28 protein-coding genes are annotated in these 19,548 nt (G+C 70.1%); 4 read left to right on the forward strand and 24 right to left on the reverse strand.

Translation table 11 applies throughout. From position 1 onward, the window contains the following. Positions 1-10 precede the first annotated feature (10 nt). The 8 genes from ACWDAK_RS33350 to ACWDAK_RS33385 form a co-directional block, all read right to left on the reverse strand. Complete coding sequence (locus ACWDAK_RS33350; protein ID WP_427392950.1) at positions 11-1,306, reverse strand: hypothetical protein; 1,296 nt, start codon at positions 1,304-1,306, stop codon at positions 11-13. After that, positions 1,306-1,497 (reverse strand): ribosomal-processing cysteine protease Prp, encoded by a 192-nt coding sequence (locus tag ACWDAK_RS33355; protein WP_427392951.1) that lies wholly within the window; start codon positions 1,495-1,497, stop codon positions 1,306-1,308. Before ACWDAK_RS33355 ends, ACWDAK_RS33350 begins: the two co-directional genes overlap by 1 nt. Then, a complete protein-coding gene (locus ACWDAK_RS33360) occupies positions 1,494-2,105 on the reverse strand; it encodes a hypothetical protein (RefSeq protein ID WP_427392952.1) in 612 nt (203 codons plus the stop codon). Before ACWDAK_RS33360 ends, ACWDAK_RS33355 begins: the two co-directional genes overlap by 4 nt. Before the next feature lie 48 nt (positions 2,106-2,153). Continuing rightward, positions 2,154-3,182, reverse strand: coding sequence for a hypothetical protein (locus tag ACWDAK_RS33365; protein ID WP_427392953.1), 1,029 nt, complete (start codon positions 3,180-3,182; stop codon positions 2,154-2,156). Beyond that, positions 3,175-4,608 (reverse strand): phage portal protein, encoded by a 1,434-nt coding sequence (locus ACWDAK_RS33370; RefSeq protein WP_427392954.1) that lies wholly within the window; start codon positions 4,606-4,608, stop codon positions 3,175-3,177. Before ACWDAK_RS33370 ends, ACWDAK_RS33365 begins: the two co-directional genes overlap by 8 nt. Beyond that, the gene (locus ACWDAK_RS33375) at positions 4,608-6,185 is read right to left on the reverse strand and encodes a hypothetical protein (protein ID WP_427392955.1); all 1,578 of its coding nucleotides are present in this window, start codon (positions 6,183-6,185) and stop codon (positions 4,608-4,610) included. Before ACWDAK_RS33375 ends, ACWDAK_RS33370 begins: the two co-directional genes overlap by 1 nt. Continuing rightward, positions 6,166-6,774: a hypothetical protein gene (locus tag ACWDAK_RS33380; RefSeq protein ID WP_449806526.1), complete on the reverse strand. Its 609-nt coding sequence runs from the start codon at positions 6,772-6,774 to the stop codon at positions 6,166-6,168. The genes ACWDAK_RS33375 and ACWDAK_RS33380 overlap by 20 nt, the downstream gene beginning before the upstream one ends. Positions 6,775-6,932: 158 nt before the next feature. Further along, the gene (locus tag ACWDAK_RS33385; protein ID WP_427392957.1) at positions 6,933-7,301 is read right to left on the reverse strand and encodes a holin; all 369 of its coding nucleotides are present in this window, start codon (positions 7,299-7,301) and stop codon (positions 6,933-6,935) included. 67 nt (positions 7,302-7,368) lie between these two features. On the opposite strand from ACWDAK_RS33385, the gene ACWDAK_RS33390 reads away from it, so the two are divergent. Beyond that, positions 7,369-7,890: a hypothetical protein gene (locus tag ACWDAK_RS33390; RefSeq protein WP_427392958.1), complete on the forward strand. Its 522-nt coding sequence runs from the start codon at positions 7,369-7,371 to the stop codon at positions 7,888-7,890. Between the two features lie 155 nt (positions 7,891-8,045). On the opposite strand, the gene ACWDAK_RS33395 is transcribed toward ACWDAK_RS33390, so the two are convergent. The 16 genes from ACWDAK_RS33395 to ACWDAK_RS33470 form a co-directional block, all read right to left on the reverse strand. Next, positions 8,046-8,630 carry a hypothetical protein gene (locus ACWDAK_RS33395; RefSeq protein ID WP_427392959.1) on the reverse strand — a complete coding sequence of 195 codons (585 nt, stop codon included), beginning with the start codon at positions 8,628-8,630 and terminating at the stop codon, positions 8,046-8,048. 112 nt (positions 8,631-8,742) lie between these two features. Next, positions 8,743-9,501, reverse strand: a complete 759-nt coding sequence (locus ACWDAK_RS33400; protein WP_427392960.1) for a hypothetical protein — start codon at positions 9,499-9,501, stop codon at positions 8,743-8,745. A 315-nt stretch (positions 9,502-9,816) separates the two neighbouring features. Next, entirely contained in the window at positions 9,817-10,008 is a 192-nt protein-coding gene (locus ACWDAK_RS33405) for a hypothetical protein (RefSeq protein WP_427392961.1), read from the reverse strand. A 56-nt stretch (positions 10,009-10,064) separates the two neighbouring features. Continuing rightward, complete coding sequence (locus tag ACWDAK_RS33410; protein WP_427392962.1) at positions 10,065-10,367, reverse strand: hypothetical protein; 303 nt, start codon at positions 10,365-10,367, stop codon at positions 10,065-10,067. A gap of 2 nt (positions 10,368-10,369) precedes the next feature. After that, the gene (locus ACWDAK_RS33415; RefSeq protein ID WP_427392963.1) at positions 10,370-11,101 is read right to left on the reverse strand and encodes a hypothetical protein; all 732 of its coding nucleotides are present in this window, start codon (positions 11,099-11,101) and stop codon (positions 10,370-10,372) included. 55 nt (positions 11,102-11,156) lie between these two features. After that, positions 11,157-11,339: a zinc finger domain-containing protein gene (locus ACWDAK_RS33420; protein ID WP_427392964.1), complete on the reverse strand. Its 183-nt coding sequence runs from the start codon at positions 11,337-11,339 to the stop codon at positions 11,157-11,159. Beyond that, positions 11,339-11,884 (reverse strand): zinc finger domain-containing protein, encoded by a 546-nt coding sequence (locus tag ACWDAK_RS33425; protein ID WP_427392965.1) that lies wholly within the window; start codon positions 11,882-11,884, stop codon positions 11,339-11,341. The genes ACWDAK_RS33420 and ACWDAK_RS33425 overlap by 1 nt, the downstream gene beginning before the upstream one ends. Further along, positions 11,881-12,864, reverse strand: coding sequence for a helix-turn-helix domain-containing protein (locus ACWDAK_RS33430; protein WP_427392966.1), 984 nt, complete (start codon positions 12,862-12,864; stop codon positions 11,881-11,883). Before ACWDAK_RS33430 ends, ACWDAK_RS33425 begins: the two co-directional genes overlap by 4 nt. Before the next feature lie 84 nt (positions 12,865-12,948). Next, positions 12,949-13,386: a helix-turn-helix domain-containing protein gene (locus tag ACWDAK_RS33435; RefSeq protein WP_427392967.1), complete on the reverse strand. Its 438-nt coding sequence runs from the start codon at positions 13,384-13,386 to the stop codon at positions 12,949-12,951. Continuing rightward, the gene (locus ACWDAK_RS33440; RefSeq protein WP_427392968.1) at positions 13,383-14,162 is read right to left on the reverse strand and encodes a recombinase RecT; all 780 of its coding nucleotides are present in this window, start codon (positions 14,160-14,162) and stop codon (positions 13,383-13,385) included. Before ACWDAK_RS33440 ends, ACWDAK_RS33435 begins: the two co-directional genes overlap by 4 nt. Beyond that, complete coding sequence (locus tag ACWDAK_RS33445; RefSeq protein ID WP_427392969.1) at positions 14,159-15,148, reverse strand: YqaJ viral recombinase family nuclease; 990 nt, start codon at positions 15,146-15,148, stop codon at positions 14,159-14,161. The genes ACWDAK_RS33440 and ACWDAK_RS33445 overlap by 4 nt, the downstream gene beginning before the upstream one ends. Positions 15,149-15,204: 56 nt before the next feature. Then, positions 15,205-15,570, reverse strand: coding sequence for a hypothetical protein (locus ACWDAK_RS33450; protein ID WP_427392970.1), 366 nt, complete (start codon positions 15,568-15,570; stop codon positions 15,205-15,207). A 109-nt stretch (positions 15,571-15,679) separates the two neighbouring features. Continuing rightward, on the reverse strand, positions 15,680-16,144 hold the full coding sequence (locus ACWDAK_RS33455; protein ID WP_427392971.1) for a hypothetical protein: 465 nt from the start codon (positions 16,142-16,144) through the stop codon (positions 15,680-15,682). Beyond that, positions 16,141-16,497 carry a hypothetical protein gene (locus ACWDAK_RS33460; RefSeq protein ID WP_427392972.1) on the reverse strand — a complete coding sequence of 119 codons (357 nt, stop codon included), beginning with the start codon at positions 16,495-16,497 and terminating at the stop codon, positions 16,141-16,143. The genes ACWDAK_RS33455 and ACWDAK_RS33460 overlap by 4 nt, the downstream gene beginning before the upstream one ends. Positions 16,498-16,592: 95 nt before the next feature. Beyond that, positions 16,593-16,850, reverse strand: coding sequence for a hypothetical protein (locus tag ACWDAK_RS33465; protein ID WP_427392973.1), 258 nt, complete (start codon positions 16,848-16,850; stop codon positions 16,593-16,595). Next, positions 16,847-17,053, reverse strand: a complete 207-nt coding sequence (locus ACWDAK_RS33470; RefSeq protein ID WP_427392974.1) for a helix-turn-helix domain-containing protein — start codon at positions 17,051-17,053, stop codon at positions 16,847-16,849. The genes ACWDAK_RS33465 and ACWDAK_RS33470 overlap by 4 nt, the downstream gene beginning before the upstream one ends. 202 nt (positions 17,054-17,255) lie before the next feature. Between ACWDAK_RS33470 and ACWDAK_RS33475 the strand changes: the two genes are divergently transcribed. The 3 genes from ACWDAK_RS33475 to ACWDAK_RS33485 all read left to right on the forward strand — a co-directional run bounded on the left by ACWDAK_RS33475 (position 17,256) and on the right by ACWDAK_RS33485 (position 19,434). After that, positions 17,256-17,795 carry a helix-turn-helix domain-containing protein gene (locus ACWDAK_RS33475; RefSeq protein ID WP_427392975.1) on the forward strand — a complete coding sequence of 180 codons (540 nt, stop codon included), beginning with the start codon at positions 17,256-17,258 and terminating at the stop codon, positions 17,793-17,795. Positions 17,796-17,909: 114 nt separating this feature from the next. After that, the gene (locus tag ACWDAK_RS33480; RefSeq protein WP_427392976.1) at positions 17,910-18,095 is read left to right on the forward strand and encodes a hypothetical protein; all 186 of its coding nucleotides are present in this window, start codon (positions 17,910-17,912) and stop codon (positions 18,093-18,095) included. A gap of 70 nt (positions 18,096-18,165) precedes the next feature. Then, positions 18,166-19,434, forward strand: coding sequence for a phage integrase central domain-containing protein (locus tag ACWDAK_RS33485; RefSeq protein ID WP_427392977.1), 1,269 nt, complete (start codon positions 18,166-18,168; stop codon positions 19,432-19,434). The last annotated feature ends 114 nt before the right edge of the window (positions 19,435-19,548 follow it).

A 19,548-nucleotide genomic window follows, 5' to 3' on the forward strand; every position in this document is an offset into this window, starting at 1 on the left:
TCCTCCCGGATCAGGCGTGCTCAACGATCACGGCGCGCTTGTACAGCGCGCTGTCGCCGGTCAGCGAGTCGGACGGGACGCCGAAGTCGCCGACGTAGGACCAGGTGGTGGAAAGCACTTGCTGCAGGCGATCCTGCGGCGGCCGAACGATACGGGCGACCTGTACGCCAGGGGCGGCGTCCACCATCGCGATGTCGGGGACGTCCTCGACGCCGGTTCCGGACAGGAGGTTGCCCATGTTCTCGAACGGGGCCGCGGTCAGGGCGGTAGCTCCGAGCACGATCGGCCGGTGAACGGTGAGGTTGCCGGAGGATCCGCCCTGGACGGTCGGGGTCTCCAGGTTCCTCACCCAGTCGATGCCGCCGAACCGGCCGATCGACAGGTCCCGGAAGACGGGGCTGTCGATCCGGCCCTGGAGGGCCTGCTTGAAGTCGGGGTCGGAGAAAAGTTCGGCTTCGGTGTCGGCGTCGATGTGGGCAACGTAGTACCCGCCGAGCGTCGGGACGTTCATCTTCCGCAGGCGGGCGACGGCGGAGCGGAACATCTGGAAGGTGGCCAAGTTGGCCGAGGTGAGGTCGTAGGCCGAGTTCGCGCCGGTTGCCCGGATGCTGACCGGGGCGGTCGAGGACACGACGGCGGCGCCGGCCGCGACGGTTGCCGCGGTGCCCAGGGTCAGGGTGAGGGTGGAGGTGTTGACGCCGGTGACGGTGTTCGCGTTGCCGCCGATGGTGACGTTCAGGGGGTTCGCGCCGCTCACCGGGGTGGGCACGCCGTTGACTAGCACGGTGGAGAAGCCAGACACGGACTGCACCACCAGGGAGGTACTCGCGCTGGTGCCTGAGGTGGCCCAGGTCCGGCCGCCAGCGTACGCGGCGTAGAGCTTGTTTCGGCACACCTGGTTGATGGACTGGCCAGCGTTGATGCCCAGCGTCGCCACGTCCGCGAGGTACTTGGAGGCGAGCGTCATGGAGCTGGTCAACATGTTGGTGTCCATGCTGTTGCCGTACTGGTCCATCGTGACGGACCACTGTTCGACGCTGTACGTCGACGCGCTCGGGTCCGAGCCGGTGATCGGAGTCGTGGCCGGCGCGAGCAGTCCCTTGCGTGTGAACGTGGTGGTGTCGCCGAGTCCGCCCTGCCACGGGTGGGAGTCCGCGAGGGCCGGGAACAGGAACTCGGGCCGCAGGGCTTCCTGAAACGTGCGGTCAAGCAGCCCGTTCTGCATGATCGCCTGGATCGCGGCCGGCAGGATGGGGCGCACGGCGTGCCGGTCGAGGCGGAACCACGGTGCGGTGGTGAGGGTCATCAGCTCTCCTGTGTGATCTCGGCGGACACGAGGTCCGGGTACTGCTCGGCGATCATCTGCAGGCCGAGCAGGGCGGTTTGGGTGATGGCACTGACTGCCGCGCAGATCCGCCCGCCCTCGGCGTGCTCCTCGTGGCCGGTTACCTCGATCGAGGTGCGGCCGTCGCCGAGCTGGGCCCGGACACGGATCACGAGCGGAGCCGTACGCCGTGCCGGGACAGCTCGGCATCGAGGGCGGCGCGGTCGGCAGTGCGGAAGTCGGTCGGAGGCGCCGGCGGTCGGGCGCCCTGCGACAGGTCCGGGCGCGGGCCCGTCGGCGCGGTCTGGCGGCCGAGGTGCGGCTTGCGCTCCAGCAGGGCCGTGAGGTCGGCGGCGATGGCGTCGGTGTTGATCTCGCCGTCGGCGCTGGCGTAGGCGCTGAGGTCGAGGAACGCGGCGGCGTCGCTGGGGTCAGCGAAGTCCTCCGCGGCGAGCGCCTTGACCTCGGCCTGAACGGCGCGGGCGGTCGCAGTCGCGGCCCGCTTGGCGGCGGCCTCGGCCGCGGCGGTCGCGCGCTCCAGCTCGGTCCTGTCGCGATCCTCAAACTCGGCGACTCGGGCCGCGAGTTCGTCGGCGCGGGTCTTCTCGGCGGCGTGCTGACGCTTCGCCTCGGTGCGTTCGGCCTTCATGCGGTCGAGGGCGCGCCTCCCGGCGTCGCCGAGCGAATCGGCGCCGTCCGGGTCCGAGTCAGTGGCCGGCGAGGTGTCCGGGTTCGGGTCGTCGTGGCGGCCCAGGTCAAACCAGGGGTGTCGGATGTGCATAGGTGTCTCCCGTTGCGGAAGGTGATGACAACCTGGCATTGCGCCAGGTCAGATGAGGTAACCGAAGCGCCTCAGGAGCCTTATCAGCTCGTCGCGGTCGTCGGTGATCTTGTAGATCTCTTCCGGCATCAGCCGGGGTGTACGTAGCTGGAACTTGGGCAGCCCCTGCTCCAAGTCGGCACCGGTCCGGGCGAACCGGAGCCCAGTGCGGGCCTCGGTCTCCGCGCGGATCTGCTGGTAGAACCCGCTGCGACGGGTGTTGCCCTCCAGCGTCGCGACAACCCGGCGGCCGTACGAGTCCAACGTCGCCACGCTCCTACGGGCGTTGACGACCTGGTAGATGTCGGCGCCGTCCCGAATCGCGCGGGCGCCGGCCGTGGTGAACCGCCGGTCCTGCTCGGCGCGGCTGAGCCGGTTGAAGAATCCGAGCGGGTCGAGGTGCTCACCAGGCCGGGCCCGGGTCGAGGGAACGCCGTAGCACTGGCACCGCTTGTGCCGGGCGAACCCGGCGTCGTAGCGGTACCAGCGGCCTGCGAGGATCGCGCACCGCGCGCATGCCCCCGGCCGGACGCGCCGCACGTAGCCCGTGACCTGCCGATTGGCGACCATGGCGACCCCAGCCGCGCTGGACCCGGCATCGGCCACCTCCGAGGCGACCATCCGCTGTAGGTCGACCAAGCCGCCAAGCAGGGCCTCCTGCAACGTCAGGCCACCCTCGATCAGGGTCTTGGTCCGGATCACCGGCAGGTACAGCAAGGAGTCGAGCGGGCGGCCGTCCGCGGCGACACCAGACAGGGCCCGTGCCTGCACCCGACCGGCGCCCGGGAGGTAGTCCGGGTCGAGGCCGTCGGCCTGCACCATGGCGTCGACGTACGCCTGTCCGGTGGAGGCGGCCAGCAGCTGGCCGGCAGCGACCGCGCGCACCATCTGCGGGCCCACGGTGGCCAGCCACGACCCGGTGAGGTCGTCGGGCGCGAGCTGGCGCCACAGCCCGTCCGTGACTGCCGCGGTGTGCGCGACCGCCCGGTGTTGGGCCGCGCCGTAGGTGGCCACGATCTCGTCTTGGGCGTCAGCCATCCGCGCTGTCCGCGGACCAGCCCGATACCGTGCTTTGCGCGGTCGGGGACCCGATCGGCGCGGCTGGCCCGTTCGGTGCGGTTGAGAGGGCGTGCAGATCGGCTGCGGTGAGCCGGGTCAGGGCGTCGTCCTCCATGGCGCGCATGCGGGCGATCTGCGCGGCGCTGTAGCCCATGTCCTCCCATGCCTGTTCCTTGGGCAGCAGGCCAGCGGCGAACAGTTTGGTTACGGCGTCCGCCTTCTGCGCGTACGTTGGCGTGGCTGGGTCGCGCCAGATGGTCTCCATCCGCTCGGCCTCCGGCCGCACCTCGCCGTCGCGGATCAGCAGCGCGAGGCGCATCACCTGCTCCCAGCCGCCGCCGAACGCGCGCTGCCTGCGTTCGGCCCGCTTCACCAGCCGGGCCTCCGCCGCGCGGATCGCGTCCGCAGACGGCGGGTTGTCCGTCGCCAGCCCGAGGTAGGTTGGTGGCAGCCCGGACAATGAAGCTGCGAGCCGCGCAAGGCTGTTGATCGTCTCGTGGAAGTTCGAGAGGTTCGCCTCCGGGAACTGGCCAAACTTGACGCTGTCGCCGCGGGTCGCCCACACCCGGCCGGCGATCCGCGACAGTGCGGAAACCGGGCGCCCGGACGGGTCCTTGAAGTCGTCGTCCGCCAAACCAGTTGCCCATCTGCGCGGCATGGCGTGGAACTCGGCGGCGGTCATCATGTCCGTCGCGATCTTGCAGGCGGCATCCGACAGCGGCACGATCGCGGCGAGCTCGCTCACGCCGTCGCGGTCGGCCACCCGGGCCCGGTTCACCAGCGCCACCACCGGCACCGTGCCGAGCCGGTGTTCGTCCCGGCCGATCTCCTCCCAGTCCGAACCGGCTCCCTTCCGGGTGAGCTGGATTGTGGCCTCGGGAAGGTACAGCGTCGCGAAGTCCTCGGCGCCTCCGTCGGCTTGCGGCTGCTGCCAGCGTTTGAGCGCCGCAACAATCTGCCGGGTGCGCGGGTCGCGCTCGGCGTACACCTGCAGCGGCGACTCAACCGTGATCACCGGCGGATCACCCGGGCTGTCCCCGGCGCCGACGATCACGTAGCTACGTCGCATTGCGAGGGCGTCCACGTGCGCGAGCTGGGACTCCTCGTCCAAGTCGTTGGGCTGCCAGATGTCGTCCCACAGGTCCCGGTCCGCCTGGTCCGCGCCGCCGAGCCGGAACCCCTCGATGTCGAGGCGCTCCTCCAGGGAATCAACTACCAGCTGAGGCCAGTTGATGACCACCTGGCGCATCCGGTCGTCGACCTCCATCAACAGCTCGGGCGCCATGTACGACAGGGGCTGTACGCCCTCGTAGTAGGCGTTCCAGAGCTGCAGCTGGGTCATCTGCCGGTCGTGGGCCTCGGCGAGACGCCGCACCCATGCCAGGGGATCCAGGTCGAGGGGCATCAGCGCATCACCACCACACTGCTCGGAGCGGAAGTTCGGGCAAGGCCGGCCGCGATCGCGTCGCCCGCGGCCTCGTGGGCGAGAACGGAGACGACGGCGAGGTCGATCTTCTGGGCGGTGCTGGCCTTGCGGAGTACGTAGCGGTCGCCCGGCCGGGCCGCGCGCCGGGCGTTGCCGACGTGCGCCGAGGTGGCCGCGCATCCGTCGTGTCGGAACTCCGCGCCGGCCTTCGTGACGTCGGTGACGAGACGTTCGGCCGCCGCGTGCATCTGCGCGATCCGGTAGGTGTACCAGCGCACCACCCGGTCGCCGTACTGGTCCGCCCAGGTGTCTACCTCGGTCTCCCAGTACGGCGGATCGCAGTAGAGCCGCACCACGTCGTACGTGCGCATCAGCTCGTCCAGCGCGGCAGCGACCTCCAGGCGCGGTACCTGGCCGCCCCACTCCCGCGGGTCCCAAATCGTCGGCAGGGCGAGCGAGCTGTACTGCGGGGTGAACTGGTAGCCGTCCAGCGTCTCGGCGCGGAACCCCGTCCAGTCGTCCAAGTCGGAGCCGTCGAAACCGAGCACCACCCGGGTACCGGGCGGGACGGTCCGCGGCTCCGCGCGGGTGTCCCAGACGGCCCGCTCGATCCACGTGCCGGTACCTGCCGTGATCCTGTTCCCAAAGAAGCGTTCGGCCTGCGCAAGGTCGCGCTCCGCCAGTTCGGCGGCCTCGGCCTCGATCGCGTCCAGGTCGACCCAGCCACCGGGACGCTTCGCCGAGTCGCCGTAGACGACGCGGTGAATCCGCCGGCGGTCGCGCTTCAGCTTGTAGTCGAGGTGCGGATCGGCGAGCCGGTGATCCCGGTAGATGTCCTTCACCCGGGACTCCGCCGTGCGCTGGGCCACCGAATCCTCCGACGGGTCCCACGCGTTGGTGGTCTCGATCGACCGGCCACCCATGCCGGCCAAACCGCGGCGTTGGGTCTCAGCGACCGCAACCATGCCCGAGGCCGTCGTCCACAGACCAGTCTCGTCCTGGACAACGAACGTGACACGCTGCCCGAGCCGGGTCCGGGCACGAGAGGTCACCGGGTCGATCCGGCCGCCGCCCGGCAGGTTGATCCGGGTGTCCCCGGTGTCCGGGATCAGATCGGCGAGCGGGCCCAGCTCGATCATCGGCTGCAACGCCGCGTAGACGTTCGCCGTCTGGTCCTCGGAGTTGGCCGCGATCTGGATCAGCGGAGTTGGCCACGGTCGGCCGACAGGTTCCCCGTCCGCGTCCCAGCCGTCGAACAGCACCGGGCCGACCGCCTCCGCGCAGATCAGCGCCGCCGAGAACGGGCCCTTGCCCCACTTCTGCGGCCGGACGAGCTGAGAGCGGCGGTAGGTGAACGCGGGCGCGCGCTGCCCGGGTTGAGCCTCGGGCCTCAGCCGGTAGTGGTGAGCCAGGAAGGTCCACATCTCATCGGTGAGCCGGTACGACTCGCCCGCCCGGTCACCATCCGGGATGACGCAGAACTCCTCGATCCACTCCCCGACCTGCCAACCGAGCGACGGGAACTCGCCCTTGTACTCAGCCCCCCGCCAAGCCATCGGAATCGACCACCTTCAGGCGCTGACGGGCACTGACCGGCCGCTGACGGGTAGCCCGCTGCTCGGACACCTCGTCTTCGGCCACCTCCCAGCGAAGCCGCAGCATCGCCAAGGGGTTGAGTCCGAGGCGGTCGGCGAGCTGGCGCGCTTCCTTGGCCGCTTCGAGGTCGCCCTGCTCGGCCTTGACCTTCCACCGGACGTACTGCGCGACTTCGCGTGTCCAGCCGAGACGTTCCCAAGCCGCGGCCTGCGGTGTGGCCCACAGCTCGGCCCACAGCTCGGCCTCGACGGTGCGGGCCGCATCGAGCTGGGCGGACAGGATGTTCACCCGGGTCTGCGTGGCGTCGAGCTTCCGCTGTGCCGCGCTGCGGGCCCGGCCGGTCAGCTCGGGTTCGAGCAACTGGAGTTCAAGCTCGTCCGCCGTCCGCTGTGCCGCGTCCCGCTCGGCCATCGTCGCGATGTCCTCCAGCAGTGGCCATCGCGGCGGGTCGCCGGTCCGGCCGCCGGCCGGGAGCCGGGTCGTCGCGTGCGTCGCGTTGCGCCGGCGCCGCTCGGCCGCAGGCTTCGGTGCGGGTCCCATTCCCGCCATGGCGACCACCTCCGACCCCGATCGTCCGCGTATCACGCACAGTTACGGTATTCCGTTTGGGCGCACAGTTCTGGACTCCCAGACCCGTACAAACGGCGATAGCCCTCCCCGGCGGTCTAAAAACGATCACGCCGAGGGGGTATCCCCCTGGGGTCTGGTCACCCTCCGTCACGGTTGGCCCAGCCGCCAGGCTGATGCCGAGCTGTCTCGGCGCTGTGGCAACGGGCGCACAACCCGCGACCGTTGCCCGGGTCGTTGGGGTTGCGGCCAGCCTCGACCAGTTCGCGGCGGCTAAGCGGGTAGTGGTCAGCGTGCCGACTCGGCGCCGTGCGGCACAGGATGCAGATCGGATCGCGGGCGAGGACAGCGGCGCGGAACTCGCGCTCGTGTGTGCGGTCGTAGCCGCGGGCCCGCGCGCTGCCGCGTCGCTGCTCGGCCTCGCGCCGGTGGTCGTCGCACCGTCCGCCCGTCGTGTACTCGGGGCAGCCTGGCACGGTGCACACGGTGTAGGCCCGGCTTCGGGTCATAGAGTCCTCCGATCACGATCCGGCCAACTGCCGGTCCAGGCGGCGGGATCCTGGGATGCTCCGGTGCATGTCTGACGAGATGATCACGGCCCCGGCGGATGTACCGGCCGCACCGCCTGCACCGCCGACTGTCGGAGGCCAGCCTCGGCGCTGGGTTGTGCCGCTCGCTACTGGTGTCGCTGGCGTCGTGCTGGGCGCTGGCGGCGTCGGCGCGGCATGGGTGCTGTCCGGGCCGGACACGCCGAAGGCGCCGAAGACGTTCGCGCTGTCCGGGACGATGACGCTGAAGAGTCCGACGCCGCTGGATTTCAACCACCAGGCGTGTGCCGGGTCGGGTGGGTATGGCGACATCGTGTCCGGTGCGGCGGTGACGGTGTACGACGATGCGGGCAAGGTCGTGGCTACGGGGTCGCTCGGTTCCGGCAAGTATGAGAGTGCTGACTCGGCGGCGCCCTGTGTGTTCCCTGTGTCTGTGGCGGGGGTGCCGCAGGGGCCGAGGTTCTTTCAGATCGAGATCAGCCACCGGGGGAAGCTCACGCTGGCGGCCGACGACGCACAGGCCGGTCGGTTTGCTGGCTCGCTCGGCTGAGTGGAGCGGGCCGCCGTCGGGGGCGGGGTGGCGGCCCGCTGGTCTGGGAACGCCGAGAGCCCCGCAGTGCTGTTCGCTGCGGGGCTCTCGGGTTGGTCTTTGTTTCCGGGCATGCCGGATCTGCGGACCACTATGGATCATTGACGGCTGGTCGGTCAAGCGGCTGGGACGGCGTCCTGCGGGGTTTTCTTGATCTGGCTGATGCGGGATGTGGATAGGCCGGTGCGGTCGCGGATCTCGGCTGGCTGGACTCCGCTGGCGAGGAATCGGCGGATGAGGACGTCCCGGGCCTGCTCGGCGGGAGGGATGTGGTCGCGGCGGTCGGCGACGTCGGCGGCGGCGCGGTCGAGCATGGGCAGGTAGTACGGGTCGAGCGGTGTCCGGGTGCCGAGGGCGCTGTAGGGCGACAGCGCGCTGTACGCCGCTTCGCGCATGGCATCCATGGCGATGGGGTCGGCGTGCTGGGGGTGGCGGCCGGTGCGGGCTCCGAGGGTGATCCGGTTGGGCTGCATGCCGGTGGTGAAAGGGCGCTGGACGGCGACGGGGTGGGGGCCGTTCAGCGTGGTGGACAGTGTGCCGTTGGCGTAGAACATGCCGGGTCCGGTGGTGCTGGTGATGGCGAGGAGTATGCCGGTCGGGCGGCCGGGGACGGTGGCCAGAACGGTGGCGGTGGCGTGGATGGTCCAGCCGTCGTGGATGCCGTGCAGGTCGGCGTCGAGCTGGTCGCCGGGGGCGTACATCGGTGTGCCTCTCGGGTGTGTGCAGTGCGGTGGATGGCCGGATGCAGTGCGGTGGATGGTGGGTGTGCAGCGCGGTGTACGGCGGTGTCCACCGCGCTGCACGAAGGGGTGATCAGGCAGCAGACAGTCCGCGGATGAGGCTGGTTCCGGTCCAGGTGGTTCCGCAGCCGCTGCACCGGATGGTGAAGTCGTCCGGGCCGGTGGTCAGGGTGAGCTCGGCGCCGCAGGCGCACTCGCGGCCGAGGGCGGTTTCTCCGTCGGTGTACTCGCCGAGGGCGCGATCCAGCCGGGTCCGGCACGCCGAGGCGACGGCGGCGACGCGGTGGTGCTCGGCGTCGGTGAGGGCGCGGTGCGGGCCGGCCGGGCCGTCGAGGCGGTCGGCGAGCCACGCCGCGGCGGTGGCACCGGTCCGGGTCGCCATGTTGAAGCGCCAGCGGCGCGGGTCGGCGGCATCACGGGCGCCCATGAGGGCGATGGAGCGGGCCACCTCGTCCAGGGGGCTGGCCGAGCGGACGGTGAACGCCGGGCGCTGGACGGCGGACGCGATCTCGTCGGCCAGGGCGAGGAGTTCGTCCTCTATCTCGATCAGGGCGTCCAGGACGCTGACGCGGAGCGGGGCCGGACGCTGGCCGGGCGCGGTGGCGGTGCGGTCGGCACGCTCGGCGGCCTGCTCGTCGTGGAAGGCGTCGCGGCCCTCATCATCGAGGCGCGACAGGTAGGTACCGAGGCCGGCCGGAGGCCAGGTGGCGGCGGCCGGGGTGGTGAGCTGGTCGCGGAGGGCCGGCCACTGTGCGGCGATGTGGCGGAGGGTCTCGATGGTGCTGTTCACGTGCTTCTCCTGGTGCTGTTCGGGGCGTACGTTGTCCGTCACGGGTCGGCCGTCGGGCGCCCGGTCGTCTCCGGCCGGGCGCCTCCGTCAGCGCGTCGTCGATGGCGTGGCAGGGGGCCACGTAGTCGTCGGCGGCCTGAAGCGCCTCCACGGCGGCGGCGATGCGGGCCTGGGCTTGGCTGAGCTCTCCGCCGAGCCGCTCTACCTTGGTGCGGAGTCCGCCGGCGGTCCGCCGGACCTGCTGCAGTTCCTCGCGGAGGCCCTGCACGGCGAGGCGGAGTGCGGGTCCCTCGGCGCTGGTGAGGACGCCGCGGGCGGCACGGTCGATCAGGGTGTCCAACTGGCTGTCCGGGTCGGTCACGACCGCTCCTCGGCATCCTGGACGCCAGCGGCCGGTACCTGCCACGCGACCTGGAGGGCGATGTTCTCGGCGAGATCGCGGATGTCGAGGTCGTTCAGGTCGTCCAGTTCTCGGGTGTAGTGCTCGATGACCTGCTCGATGAGGTCGGTCAACTGGGCAACAGCCGGGGCGTTCGGGTCGTGGTGCATGGCGTGCTCCTTCGGGGTGGTGGCCGCCGCGCGGTGCGGCGGCCGGGGGCAGGCGTTCAGGCGAGCCACTCGTGCGCGCAGTCGCCGAGCAGGCACGGCTTCGCGTGGGTGGCCCAGCGGTCGGGGGTGACGAGCTGGTAGCGGACGCCGGCGCGTTCCTCGCGGGCCCGCTCCCGCTTGCTCGTGGTGAAGCGCTCGGCGGCGTGCTGGGGGCTGGTGACGGCGTTACCGACGAGCGAGCCGGTGACACAGTCGTTCGGCTCGATGCGGACCCACCGGCAGTCAGCGAGCGGGTGGACGGCCCCGTCAATCTCGACGAGGAGACGCATCGTCTGCGGGGTGGCGGTGGTGGCGGCCATGGTCAGTACCCCTGCTCTCGGTAGACGCGGTCGTGGGTCCGGTTGGTGCATGAGGCGCCGCAGGTGGGGCACTGGGGCATGGAGGCGCTGGCGTGGGCGGCGCGTTTCCGGGCGGACTGCCAGGCGGTGCGGAGGCGGGCGACCGCGGCGGCTTCGGAGCTGGAGGCCGGCCGGGCGTCGTACTGCGCGATGCCCCACTGGATCGCGTGGCAGGCCCACAGGAACTGCCGGGTGTAGTCGCTGAACGACCACTCCCAGATGTCGTGGAACTCGAACCCCTGGTACCTGAAGTCTTCGAGCAGGTCGCGCGCTTCGGCCTCCACGGTCAGGTCCTGGTCGAGGATCTCGGCACGCACGGCCTTGCCGATTCCGCGGGGCGCGTCGCTGTGGCGGATCGCGCCGGCGACGTGCTCGGTGACGAGCTGCCGGAACAGGTCCTCGGAGTACTCCTTGGCGCTGTTCCGGCCGGTGTCGAGCTTCTCGGCCCAGTAGTGCGCGTTGATCTGCTTGCCGCGGAAGAACTCGAACATGTCGGGCAGGCGGCTGAAGGTGTAGCTGTCGCCGAGGTCGCCGCGGATGGTGAGGCAGCCGGGCCAGGTGATCAGGTCGAACCAGTAGGCGAAGTTGGTGGGGTTCTTGAACCGCAGGTGCCGGTAGAGCCCGTTGGTGTGCAGGACGGTCATTTCGTGCTGGGCGGTGTCGCGGGCGAACCGGGTCTGTATGTCGGCGGTCACGAGGCCCTCCAGGGGCGTGTGTGGCGGGTGCGGCGGGTGTGGTGCGGCTCGGGCGTCATGCGGCGTTCTGCTGGACGATCCAGGCGTCGTACCGGCTGGGGTGGACGTCCGCCTTGATCCGGCCGCGGAGCCCGGTGCAGGGGCTCCCGGGGCGGCCCTTGCAGGTGGGGACCGGGCAGGGGACGGCCCACTCGGGCGGCCGTTGGGGGCGGAGGCCCGGCGGCATGGGGCGGCCCATCAGGCGGCCCTCTTGGCGGCGTCGAGGCGGGAGGGATGGACGTCAGCCATGCGGCGGCCGAGAACGGTGGTCCGGCAGGACTTGCCGGGTTCGGCGCCGCAGTGGGGGCAGCGGATGCTGCGCGGGCCGGGTCGGCGGACGGGTTCCTCGGTGGGGACTTCGCGGCCGACACTGGCGGCGGCGATGGCCAGCCTGGGCCGGTAGGTGAGCTGTTGCCCGGCGGCGGCCCGGGTGCGCTGGGTGCGCAGGGCGGCGAGGTAGGCGGGAACGTCGTCGGGGTCGGCGTCGGGGATCTCGGCGTACTGGCCAGCCCCGTGGAGGTCACGGTCCACATCGGCGCGGTGCTGGCGGATCGCGGTGACGATCTCGGCCGGGGATACGAACGGCTTGTTCGCGGCACAGGCGGCGATCGCGGCGCGGGTCTCGGCGGCACCGTACTGGCCGAGGACGTCGTACCAGGCTTCGGGGGTGTACTCGTCGAATCGCTGCTGGGGGAACATCGCCCGGACGTACCGGAACAGGACGACCCATTCGGTTTCGATCATGAGATTTCCTTGCGTTGTTCGTCGCGGGCCTGGGCGCGGGCCATGGCCCGGTCGAACCAGCTGTCGGTTTCCTGCTGCTGGCGGGTCTTGGGCTGCATGGGGATGACGTTGGGGTCTACGGGGGTGGGGATGGAGCGCCAACCGGGGTAGAAGAACCGGCTGCTGAATGGCCCGCGCTGGGCGGCCTGGGCGGCTTGGACGGCGAAGCGGACCATGAGCGGGATTCCGAGGCGCTGAACGTCGTTCTGGAGGAGTAGTTCCTCCTTGCCCTTGAACGTCCAGGGGACGTTGATGCTGTTGGCGCTGAGGGCGTCTTGAAGCTGGCGGAGCCATGCGGGCCGCTCGTCTGCTTCGGCGGCGGCCGGTACGGCGGGCAGGTTGGGCAGGGGGTCCGGGTGGTGGTGGTTCCCTGGTGGTTCTGTAGTTGGGTGGTTCTCCTGATGGTTCGGGGGGCACTGCGTGCGTGACATCACGCACTCTGAGTGCGTGACATCCCCCTCTGTCACGTCGCCTGAGTGCGTGACGTCCGGGCGCAGAGTGCGTGACACCGGGCCTGTCACGTCGTTCGACGACGTGACGGTCACGCGGTCTGAGTGCGTGACCGTCTTCGCCCGGGACTTCCGTTTCCGAGCCGCAGCCGCCTCCCGCAGACGCTCTTCCTCCACCTCCAACGCCTCCCAATCGGACATAGGTCGGACCTTCGCCAGCATCAGCCGGTATTGGGTGCAGCCGCTGACCGTGCCGTCGGCCACGATCAGGCCGCCGTCTTCGAGTCGACGCAGCGCGCGGCGGATGGTCCGCTCGTCGTAGCCGGTGCGGTATCGAAGGCGCCGGTTCGAGGGGCGAGCGCCGCCGCCGTCCTTGTGGGCATGCTCGGCGAGCGCCTGGAGGACGTGCCGGGCAGTCGTGTCCGGCCGGCCCTTCTCGGTCAGCAGCATGGGCGCGTCGTCCATGGCCCACTTCACTGCTTCGGTGCTCAACTGGCTGCCTTCCGGTTAGCGGTGCGGGGGTTGGTCACCCGGGGCGGAGGTTCGGGCCTCTCCGCCCCGGGCCGTACAGGAGGGTCAGGCGGCCGGATTGACCCAGCGATGGATCGTGCGCTCGTGGACGCCGAGACGGCGCGCGACGTCGGTCTGCGCGTGGCCGTACTGCCGGTGCAGGACACGGGCAGTCATCTGCTGCTCGGCCTGGAGCGCTTGGTGCACCCCGCTGGGGGCGTGCTGGTAGACAGCGATGTCGCGCAGGGTCTCCGGCGACCGGATCGGCGCGCTGGGCCGGCCGTGCTCGTCCCACGTGACGTATCCGAGTGCGTCCGTGATGGTGGTGTCCGGGTCGACCAGGGCGGCGAGGACGACGATCAGGGCATCCCGCTCCGTCTGGTCGAGGTCGGCGAGGGTCTGGGCGATGTCGTCCGGGCCCCCATCGCCGTGGGTGATGCAGGCGAGGCCGGCGGCGATCGGGAGCAGTCGCTCGGCAAGGTCGCTGCGCTCGGTCGGGGTCACTCGGCACCGTCCTGAACGAGCTCGCCCGGGATGTACTCGGGCTCGACGTCGATCACCGCAGTGTCCAGGTCAGTGCGGATCGATTCGTCGTGGGCGATCGCCTGCGAGAGCTCGACGGACACCGGCAGCAGCTTGAACAGCTCGCGTACACAGGTCTTCTTCGCCATGGCGTCGTAGTGATCCCGCCACGGTCCCGAGTTGCCGGACCTGGAGTGCTTGCGGTGCTGCTCGACGTCCTCGGGCGACATCACGACGAAGGCGGAGCCGCCGTTCACGGTCGTGGCGACGGCGTAGTAGGCCACAGGCCGGCCGCGGTTGGCGAGGACCGGCCGGTGTTCCAGCCGCGGTTCGAGTCCCTTTTCCCACTCGAAGTGGTCGTTCTCGTAGACGACCTCGGCGGCGAGACTCCGCGCGATCGGGGACTGCCAGAACAGTTTGGCCATGCCCTTGTATCCGAGGATGAACGTGCACTCCCGGCCGTACGGCACGAGGTAAGCCTCACCGGTTGCGCCGGGCTCGACTCCGAGCTGCGAGCAGGTCATCAGCGCGCCGAGGAACGACTCCGGGGTGCAGGCGGCCAGCTTCGGCGTCCGACGCAGGGTCGTTAGGGCGATGCGGGCCATCCGGTCGGCGTCCATGTGCTTGGGCAGGGCGCGGGCGATCTCGGGCCGCATGCGGTCGATCTGCTGGGCGAGGGTCGCCGGGGCCTGCTGCGCGGGCTGGCCGGTGGTCTGGGCGCGCTGGGCAACGGCAGCGCGGGCATCGGCGAGGGTCACAGGGTCTCCTGAGGGATGCGGAGGACTCGGTAGGTGGTGTCGGGGCCCCGGTAGGCGTCGAGGTCGACGGTCGGGTAGTCGCTGGCCAGTCGGCGCCAGTTGATCGAGCCGCGGCGGCTGTACTGCGGCCAGCTGTAGGCGAGTTCGCCTCGGACGTGGACCTCGGTGGCGTCGCCGGCGATCGCCCGGAGGCGGTTCTCGGCCTCGTCGATCGCGGCGGTTGGTGCGGCCAGCTCGGCAAGCGCTGCCGCGCGCTGCCGGAGCAGGGCCCCTACCTCTGCGGCGTCGGCGGTCACCTGATGGGTGGTCGGAGTCGGGTGCAGGCGGTTGATCAGGTCGGTGCAGGCCGCGCTGCCGGTGACGGGCGGCGGTGTGCCGTCCTGGACCTGTTGCCAGAACTCGGCGCCGATGGTGCGGAGTCCGTCGATTAGGTCGTCATCGCGCTCGACGCGGTGGACGATGGTCCGCTGGCCGCCGATCAGGCAGGCGATGTGGCCGTACCGCCAGCCGGTGACCATGAGGTAGTGCTGGACCTGCATCCACGGGCCGGTGGGGGGCTCGGTGAGCCACTCGTCCAGGGCGTACGAGCTGCGTGTTTTGAGCTCCAGGACGCCGTACTCGCCGTTCTCCTGCGTGACCCTGTCGACGTTCGCGAGGGCCCATGCCGGGTCGAGGGCCTGGATGGTGCCGCCGCCGTCGTACACGGGCAGGCCGGTGATGTCGCTGAATCGCTGGGCGACGACGGGTTCGAGGATGTGGCCCATCAGCGCGGCCTCGGACAGCACCGGGTCGTCGCGGCGCGGCACCGTGCTGCCGGTCTTGGTGTGCCAGACCTCCAGCGGCGACGTGTACTTGTCGAGTCCGCAGATCGCGGCCATGTCGGACCCACCGAGGCCACCGCGGCGCGCGGCGTGCCAGGCGGGATCGTCGGGGGTGGCGTCCGGCGGCAGGATGACCTGCGCGCCGGACGGATACAGGTAGCTCACGTGTCCTCGTCGGGGTTGGCCGGCGGCCGGGACGGTGCCCGGCCGCCGGGGTGCTGTCAGAACGGGGGTTCGGTGCTGTAGGTCGGCTCGGTCCAGCCGAACCAGCGGCGGGCGCCCCAGAGGGGCAGGCGGATCGTCAGGACCGGGTCTCGGAAAGGCATCCAGCAGTGGCACGGCCACGGTTCGTACGGGCCGTCCTCGTCGCCGCCGGTCTCGATCTCGCCGGTGCCGTCGCAGTCGGGGCAGCCGGGCCGCGGGGTGTCCTCCAGGCGGAGATGCGGCATGGGCCAGGCCCGGAAGCGGAAGCGGAGGCGGGCCCGAGGCGGCAGCGGAACGAGGAACCACCCGGCACCGTCCGGCCGCTGGAGTTCCAGGGCGGGCCGGGGGTCGTCGATGCGGACGATCCGCAGGGGCGCCTTCATCGGTGGCCCCGCTTCCGGGAATTGCGGCGGCGGACGGCAGCGACGATCTCGCCGCGGGCGACGTACAGGCCGAGCCCGGCCCAGATCGCGATGATCAGCAGGGACCAGATCACTGCGCGCCCTCCGTCCGGCCGTCGGCGCGGAGCTCGGCGATCTGCGCCGCGTAGGCGAGGCGGACGTCCTCGGACCAGTCGCCCGGGTCACCGTGCGCGTCGATCCACTCGCCGAGGGCGGCCTGCGCGGCATTGGTGTGCCGCTCGCGCACCGGCAGCGGCACCGCCGTGGGGGCGTCTACCAGCGTCCACAGTTCGAGGGGGATTCCGGCGAGCTCGGCGCGGACCAACCATCGGACGGACTGCTCGCCGTGGGGCTCGCTGGTGAGTTCGCCGCCGACGACCGCGTGCCACCGGGTCACGGCCTCAACGTCCCGGAGGACGAACGCCTCGATCTTGACCTTCTCCGGCGTCTGCGGACGGCAGGTGATGGTGATCTGGTTCGGTGCCGGGTTGAGCATCGGCAGGAGGATCTCGGCGACGTTCAGTGCCGCGCGGTACTTCTGGTGCTGGGTGGTCATGCGGTCACCAACTGTCGGTCGGCGGGGCGGGAGGTGGTGGCGGCGGGCGGGATGGCCGCGGTGAGCCGGACGCTGACCTCGCCGACGATGCCGTTGACGACCCAGACGGTCAGCGGGCCCTCGGGGCCGGCGGCCGAGTAGGAACCGACGCGGTGCGCGCCGAGGGCGCGGCGCCAGCGGTCGAGGACGCGCAGGGCGGTGTCGTCGGCGCTGCGGAAGTGACCCGAGACCAGTCCGCCGTGGATGGTCCAGGTGGGGGCGATCGGCGGGGCGCCGGCCTCGATGGCGGCGTCGGCCAGCTCGGCGATCACCATCAGGGCGTCGGCTTGGAGCTGGAGTTCGGTAGGCTGCATTTGCGGCCTGCCTCCTTCTCGTGAGGTGTTGATCGGTGGGCTGCTGGGCCGTTCCGGGTTGCCCCCCGGGCGGCCCGCCCAGGTCTGTGGGTGGATCAGGCGGCGCGACGGCGGCCGCGGGCGGCCGGGTCAACGTCGCTGGCCTGCTGAATGGCCCAGATGTGGTCCAGACGGAACCGGACCTTTCGGCCAACCGTCGTGTGCGGGATGCGCTTGCCGTACGCGGCGTCCTTCAAGGTGCGGACGGTGTAGGGCAGCAGCTGCATCGCGATGACCTCTTCCGGCGTGTAGAGCCGGAGCCGTTCGGCGGCGGTGAGCCACTCTGGCAGTGCGAGCGCGACCTTCTTGGTCACGGCTGTTCCTCTCGGTTGATGGCGGCGACAGGCACCGTCAGGGCTGCAGCGATTCGCCGCAGCGTGTCCTCGCTTGCTCCGGATTCGCCCCGCTCAACTCTTGAGAGGAAACCGGCGTCTCGACTGGTACGGGCAGCCACTTCGCGAAGGCTCAGTTTCTGAGCCTTTCGAATGGCCCTGATGGCGGTGCCGTTCGGTGTCACACCAGAAGGACACCACAGTGAGCCTCAGTTTTCAAGGGTTCTGCCTACGGTCTGGCCACAGTTTCAGAGCGTAAGAGTTGAGGCTTGCAGTGGTGGGGCGCTCACGATGCAACAGTCCGACGCACATGCTGAGCCTCAAGTGCAGCTCAAAAGGCTGGATCCGGCCGTCAAAGTTGCATGATCATGCGGCATCATGGGACCCATGGAGCGAGACTGGGCCCGGCTGGGTCACATGGTGAAGGCCGAACGCCTCACCAGGGACATGACACAGATTGGCCTTGCAGAGGCCGTCGGCGTCAGCCTGTCGACCATTCAGACCTTGGAGCGCGGCGCGCGCACCCAGCCCAAGGTTCTGCCGGTGCACCGTGCCGTAGCTCGGGCGATTGGGTGGACTGAGGCGAGTGTCGAGGCGGTGCTGGCGGGGGGTGACCCCACGCCCACAGAACCGGCCACCGAGCCGGTGGCATTGGCAGCGCCGGCCGATGAGAATCCTGGCCAGGTTGACGAGCTGCTCGATGACCTGACCGAGCGCGTTCGTCAGACCCTGCTCGGCGGGAAGGTGGCTGACGCCGCAGCAATCGATCTCGGCTCAGACGACCCGGATGCGGGCGTGGTGCTGATCTGGAAGCGCGGCGACCAGCCCAACCTCACGCCCGAGCAGCTGCTTGACGTCCGGAGGAAGTGGGCCCGGCTCCAGCGGGCCGCGCACGAGATCTTCGCCGAGGACGAACCAGGCCAATAAGTCGACAATCATGTGAAACACCTGCAAATCCCACGCGCAAATGCCACAGGTGTGCGATTATTCCGGGTACCTGAGAGGGGGGTCACCCAACCAGGTAAGGGGGAGGACCGCCCCATGCGGATCCAGCGCGTATCGGACATCCCCCACGGCGGTCTCGCCGCCGTCATCAGGAAGCCCGGCACGCCGGTGCTGGTCCTGCTGAACGCCGACCTCGTGACCGAGGATCAGGCGGAACAGCTCAGCCAGCGGCTCCGCTCGGACCCGGACTTCCTGGCGGCGCTCGGCGGAGCCGACGTGTAGCACCACCCTGTGGCACGGCGGGGACTGCGGGACGGCAGGCCCCGCCTGCCGTAAACAGGGAGGGGATCCTATGGCGCATGCCGAGAAGGTCTACAAGGTTCGGAACGGCAAGAAGACCACCCAGTACACCTGGCGGGCCCGCTACATGAAGCCTGACGGAAAGCTGGGCAGCGAGCCAGGTTTCGCAACGAAGAAGACGGCCGAGGACTGGGGCAATGAGCAGGAAGCCCTCATCCGGGCTGGCCGGTGGATCGATCCGGATCTGCCTCGCACGCACTTCGGTGTCTGGGCGCGGGAGTGGATGGCGGCGAAGGCGCCGCGCGGTCGCACGAACACCACCCGGTGGGACCGCCTCGACACGCACATCCTGCCGAAGTGGAAGCACACGCCGCTCAACCAGATCACCTGGTTCGACGCCGAGAACTGGGCTAACAAGGTAGGCGAGACGCACGACGACGTGACGGCGACGCAGTGCCTCACGATCATGTCTCAGATCATGACTGGCGCGGTCGATGCGGGGAAGATCACCGTCAATCCCTTGTTCGGGCGCCGACGTAGCCGGACCGCCGCCATCAAGGCGAAGACCCAAGCGAAGCTGAAGGCCAAGGAGAGTGCGCCCGCGTCGCCCGAGCGCGTCCTCCAGCTGGCGCGCCGTGTTGGGCCGATCGACGGCATGCACATCCTCACGACCGCATTCCTCGGGCCACGGTGGGGTGAGGGGCTCGCGCTGACCCGGGAGAGTCGGGGGGAGCGTAAAGAGCCTTACGGGAACGGCTTCTTCACCTGCCCGACCCTGCAGATCAGGCAGGAAGTTGCCGAGTATCAGACGCGCGACCCGGAGACCGGCAAGAAGGGGCCGATGTTTTTCGACCTGGAGCCGGTCAAGACGGACGGCTCCTTGCGAGACATCGACGTCCCGCCCTTCCTGGACGCGCTGCTCGATGAGCACGAAAGCCGCGTGAAGGGCAAGTACCTGTTCTGCACGCGCTCCGGTACCTGGTGGCGGAACTCCAACTTCGGCCGGCAGGTCATGCGACCGGCGGCAGATGGCCGCAAGGCGCTGCCGGTGTCCAAGGGCCATAAGGCACGGGAGGCATGGGAACCGATCCTCCCGAACCTTACGATGGATCTGCTGCGGCACCTCCACGACACCTTCCAGGCGCAGATCGGCGTGAAGGCGGTGTTGGCTTACGAGCAGGCCGGCCACCGAATGAGCGGCATCAAGGCGGTGTACCAGCACCCGACGCCGGAGATGCGGAAGGAGCGGCTCGACGGCCTCCAGGCCATCTACGAGCAGGCGATGGCCAACCTGGGGTGGGATCAGATCTGGGGGAGTTGATCTCCTAAATTTCCCCTAAATGATCTTCAGAAGTGACATCATTGCAGGTGAGGTAGCGTCAAAACGATGTTCTTACAAAGCAGATGTCGGCGGTTCGAAACCGTCTGCGCCCAC

The sequence above is a fragment of the Kitasatospora sp. NPDC001175 genome, from assembly GCF_053598215.1.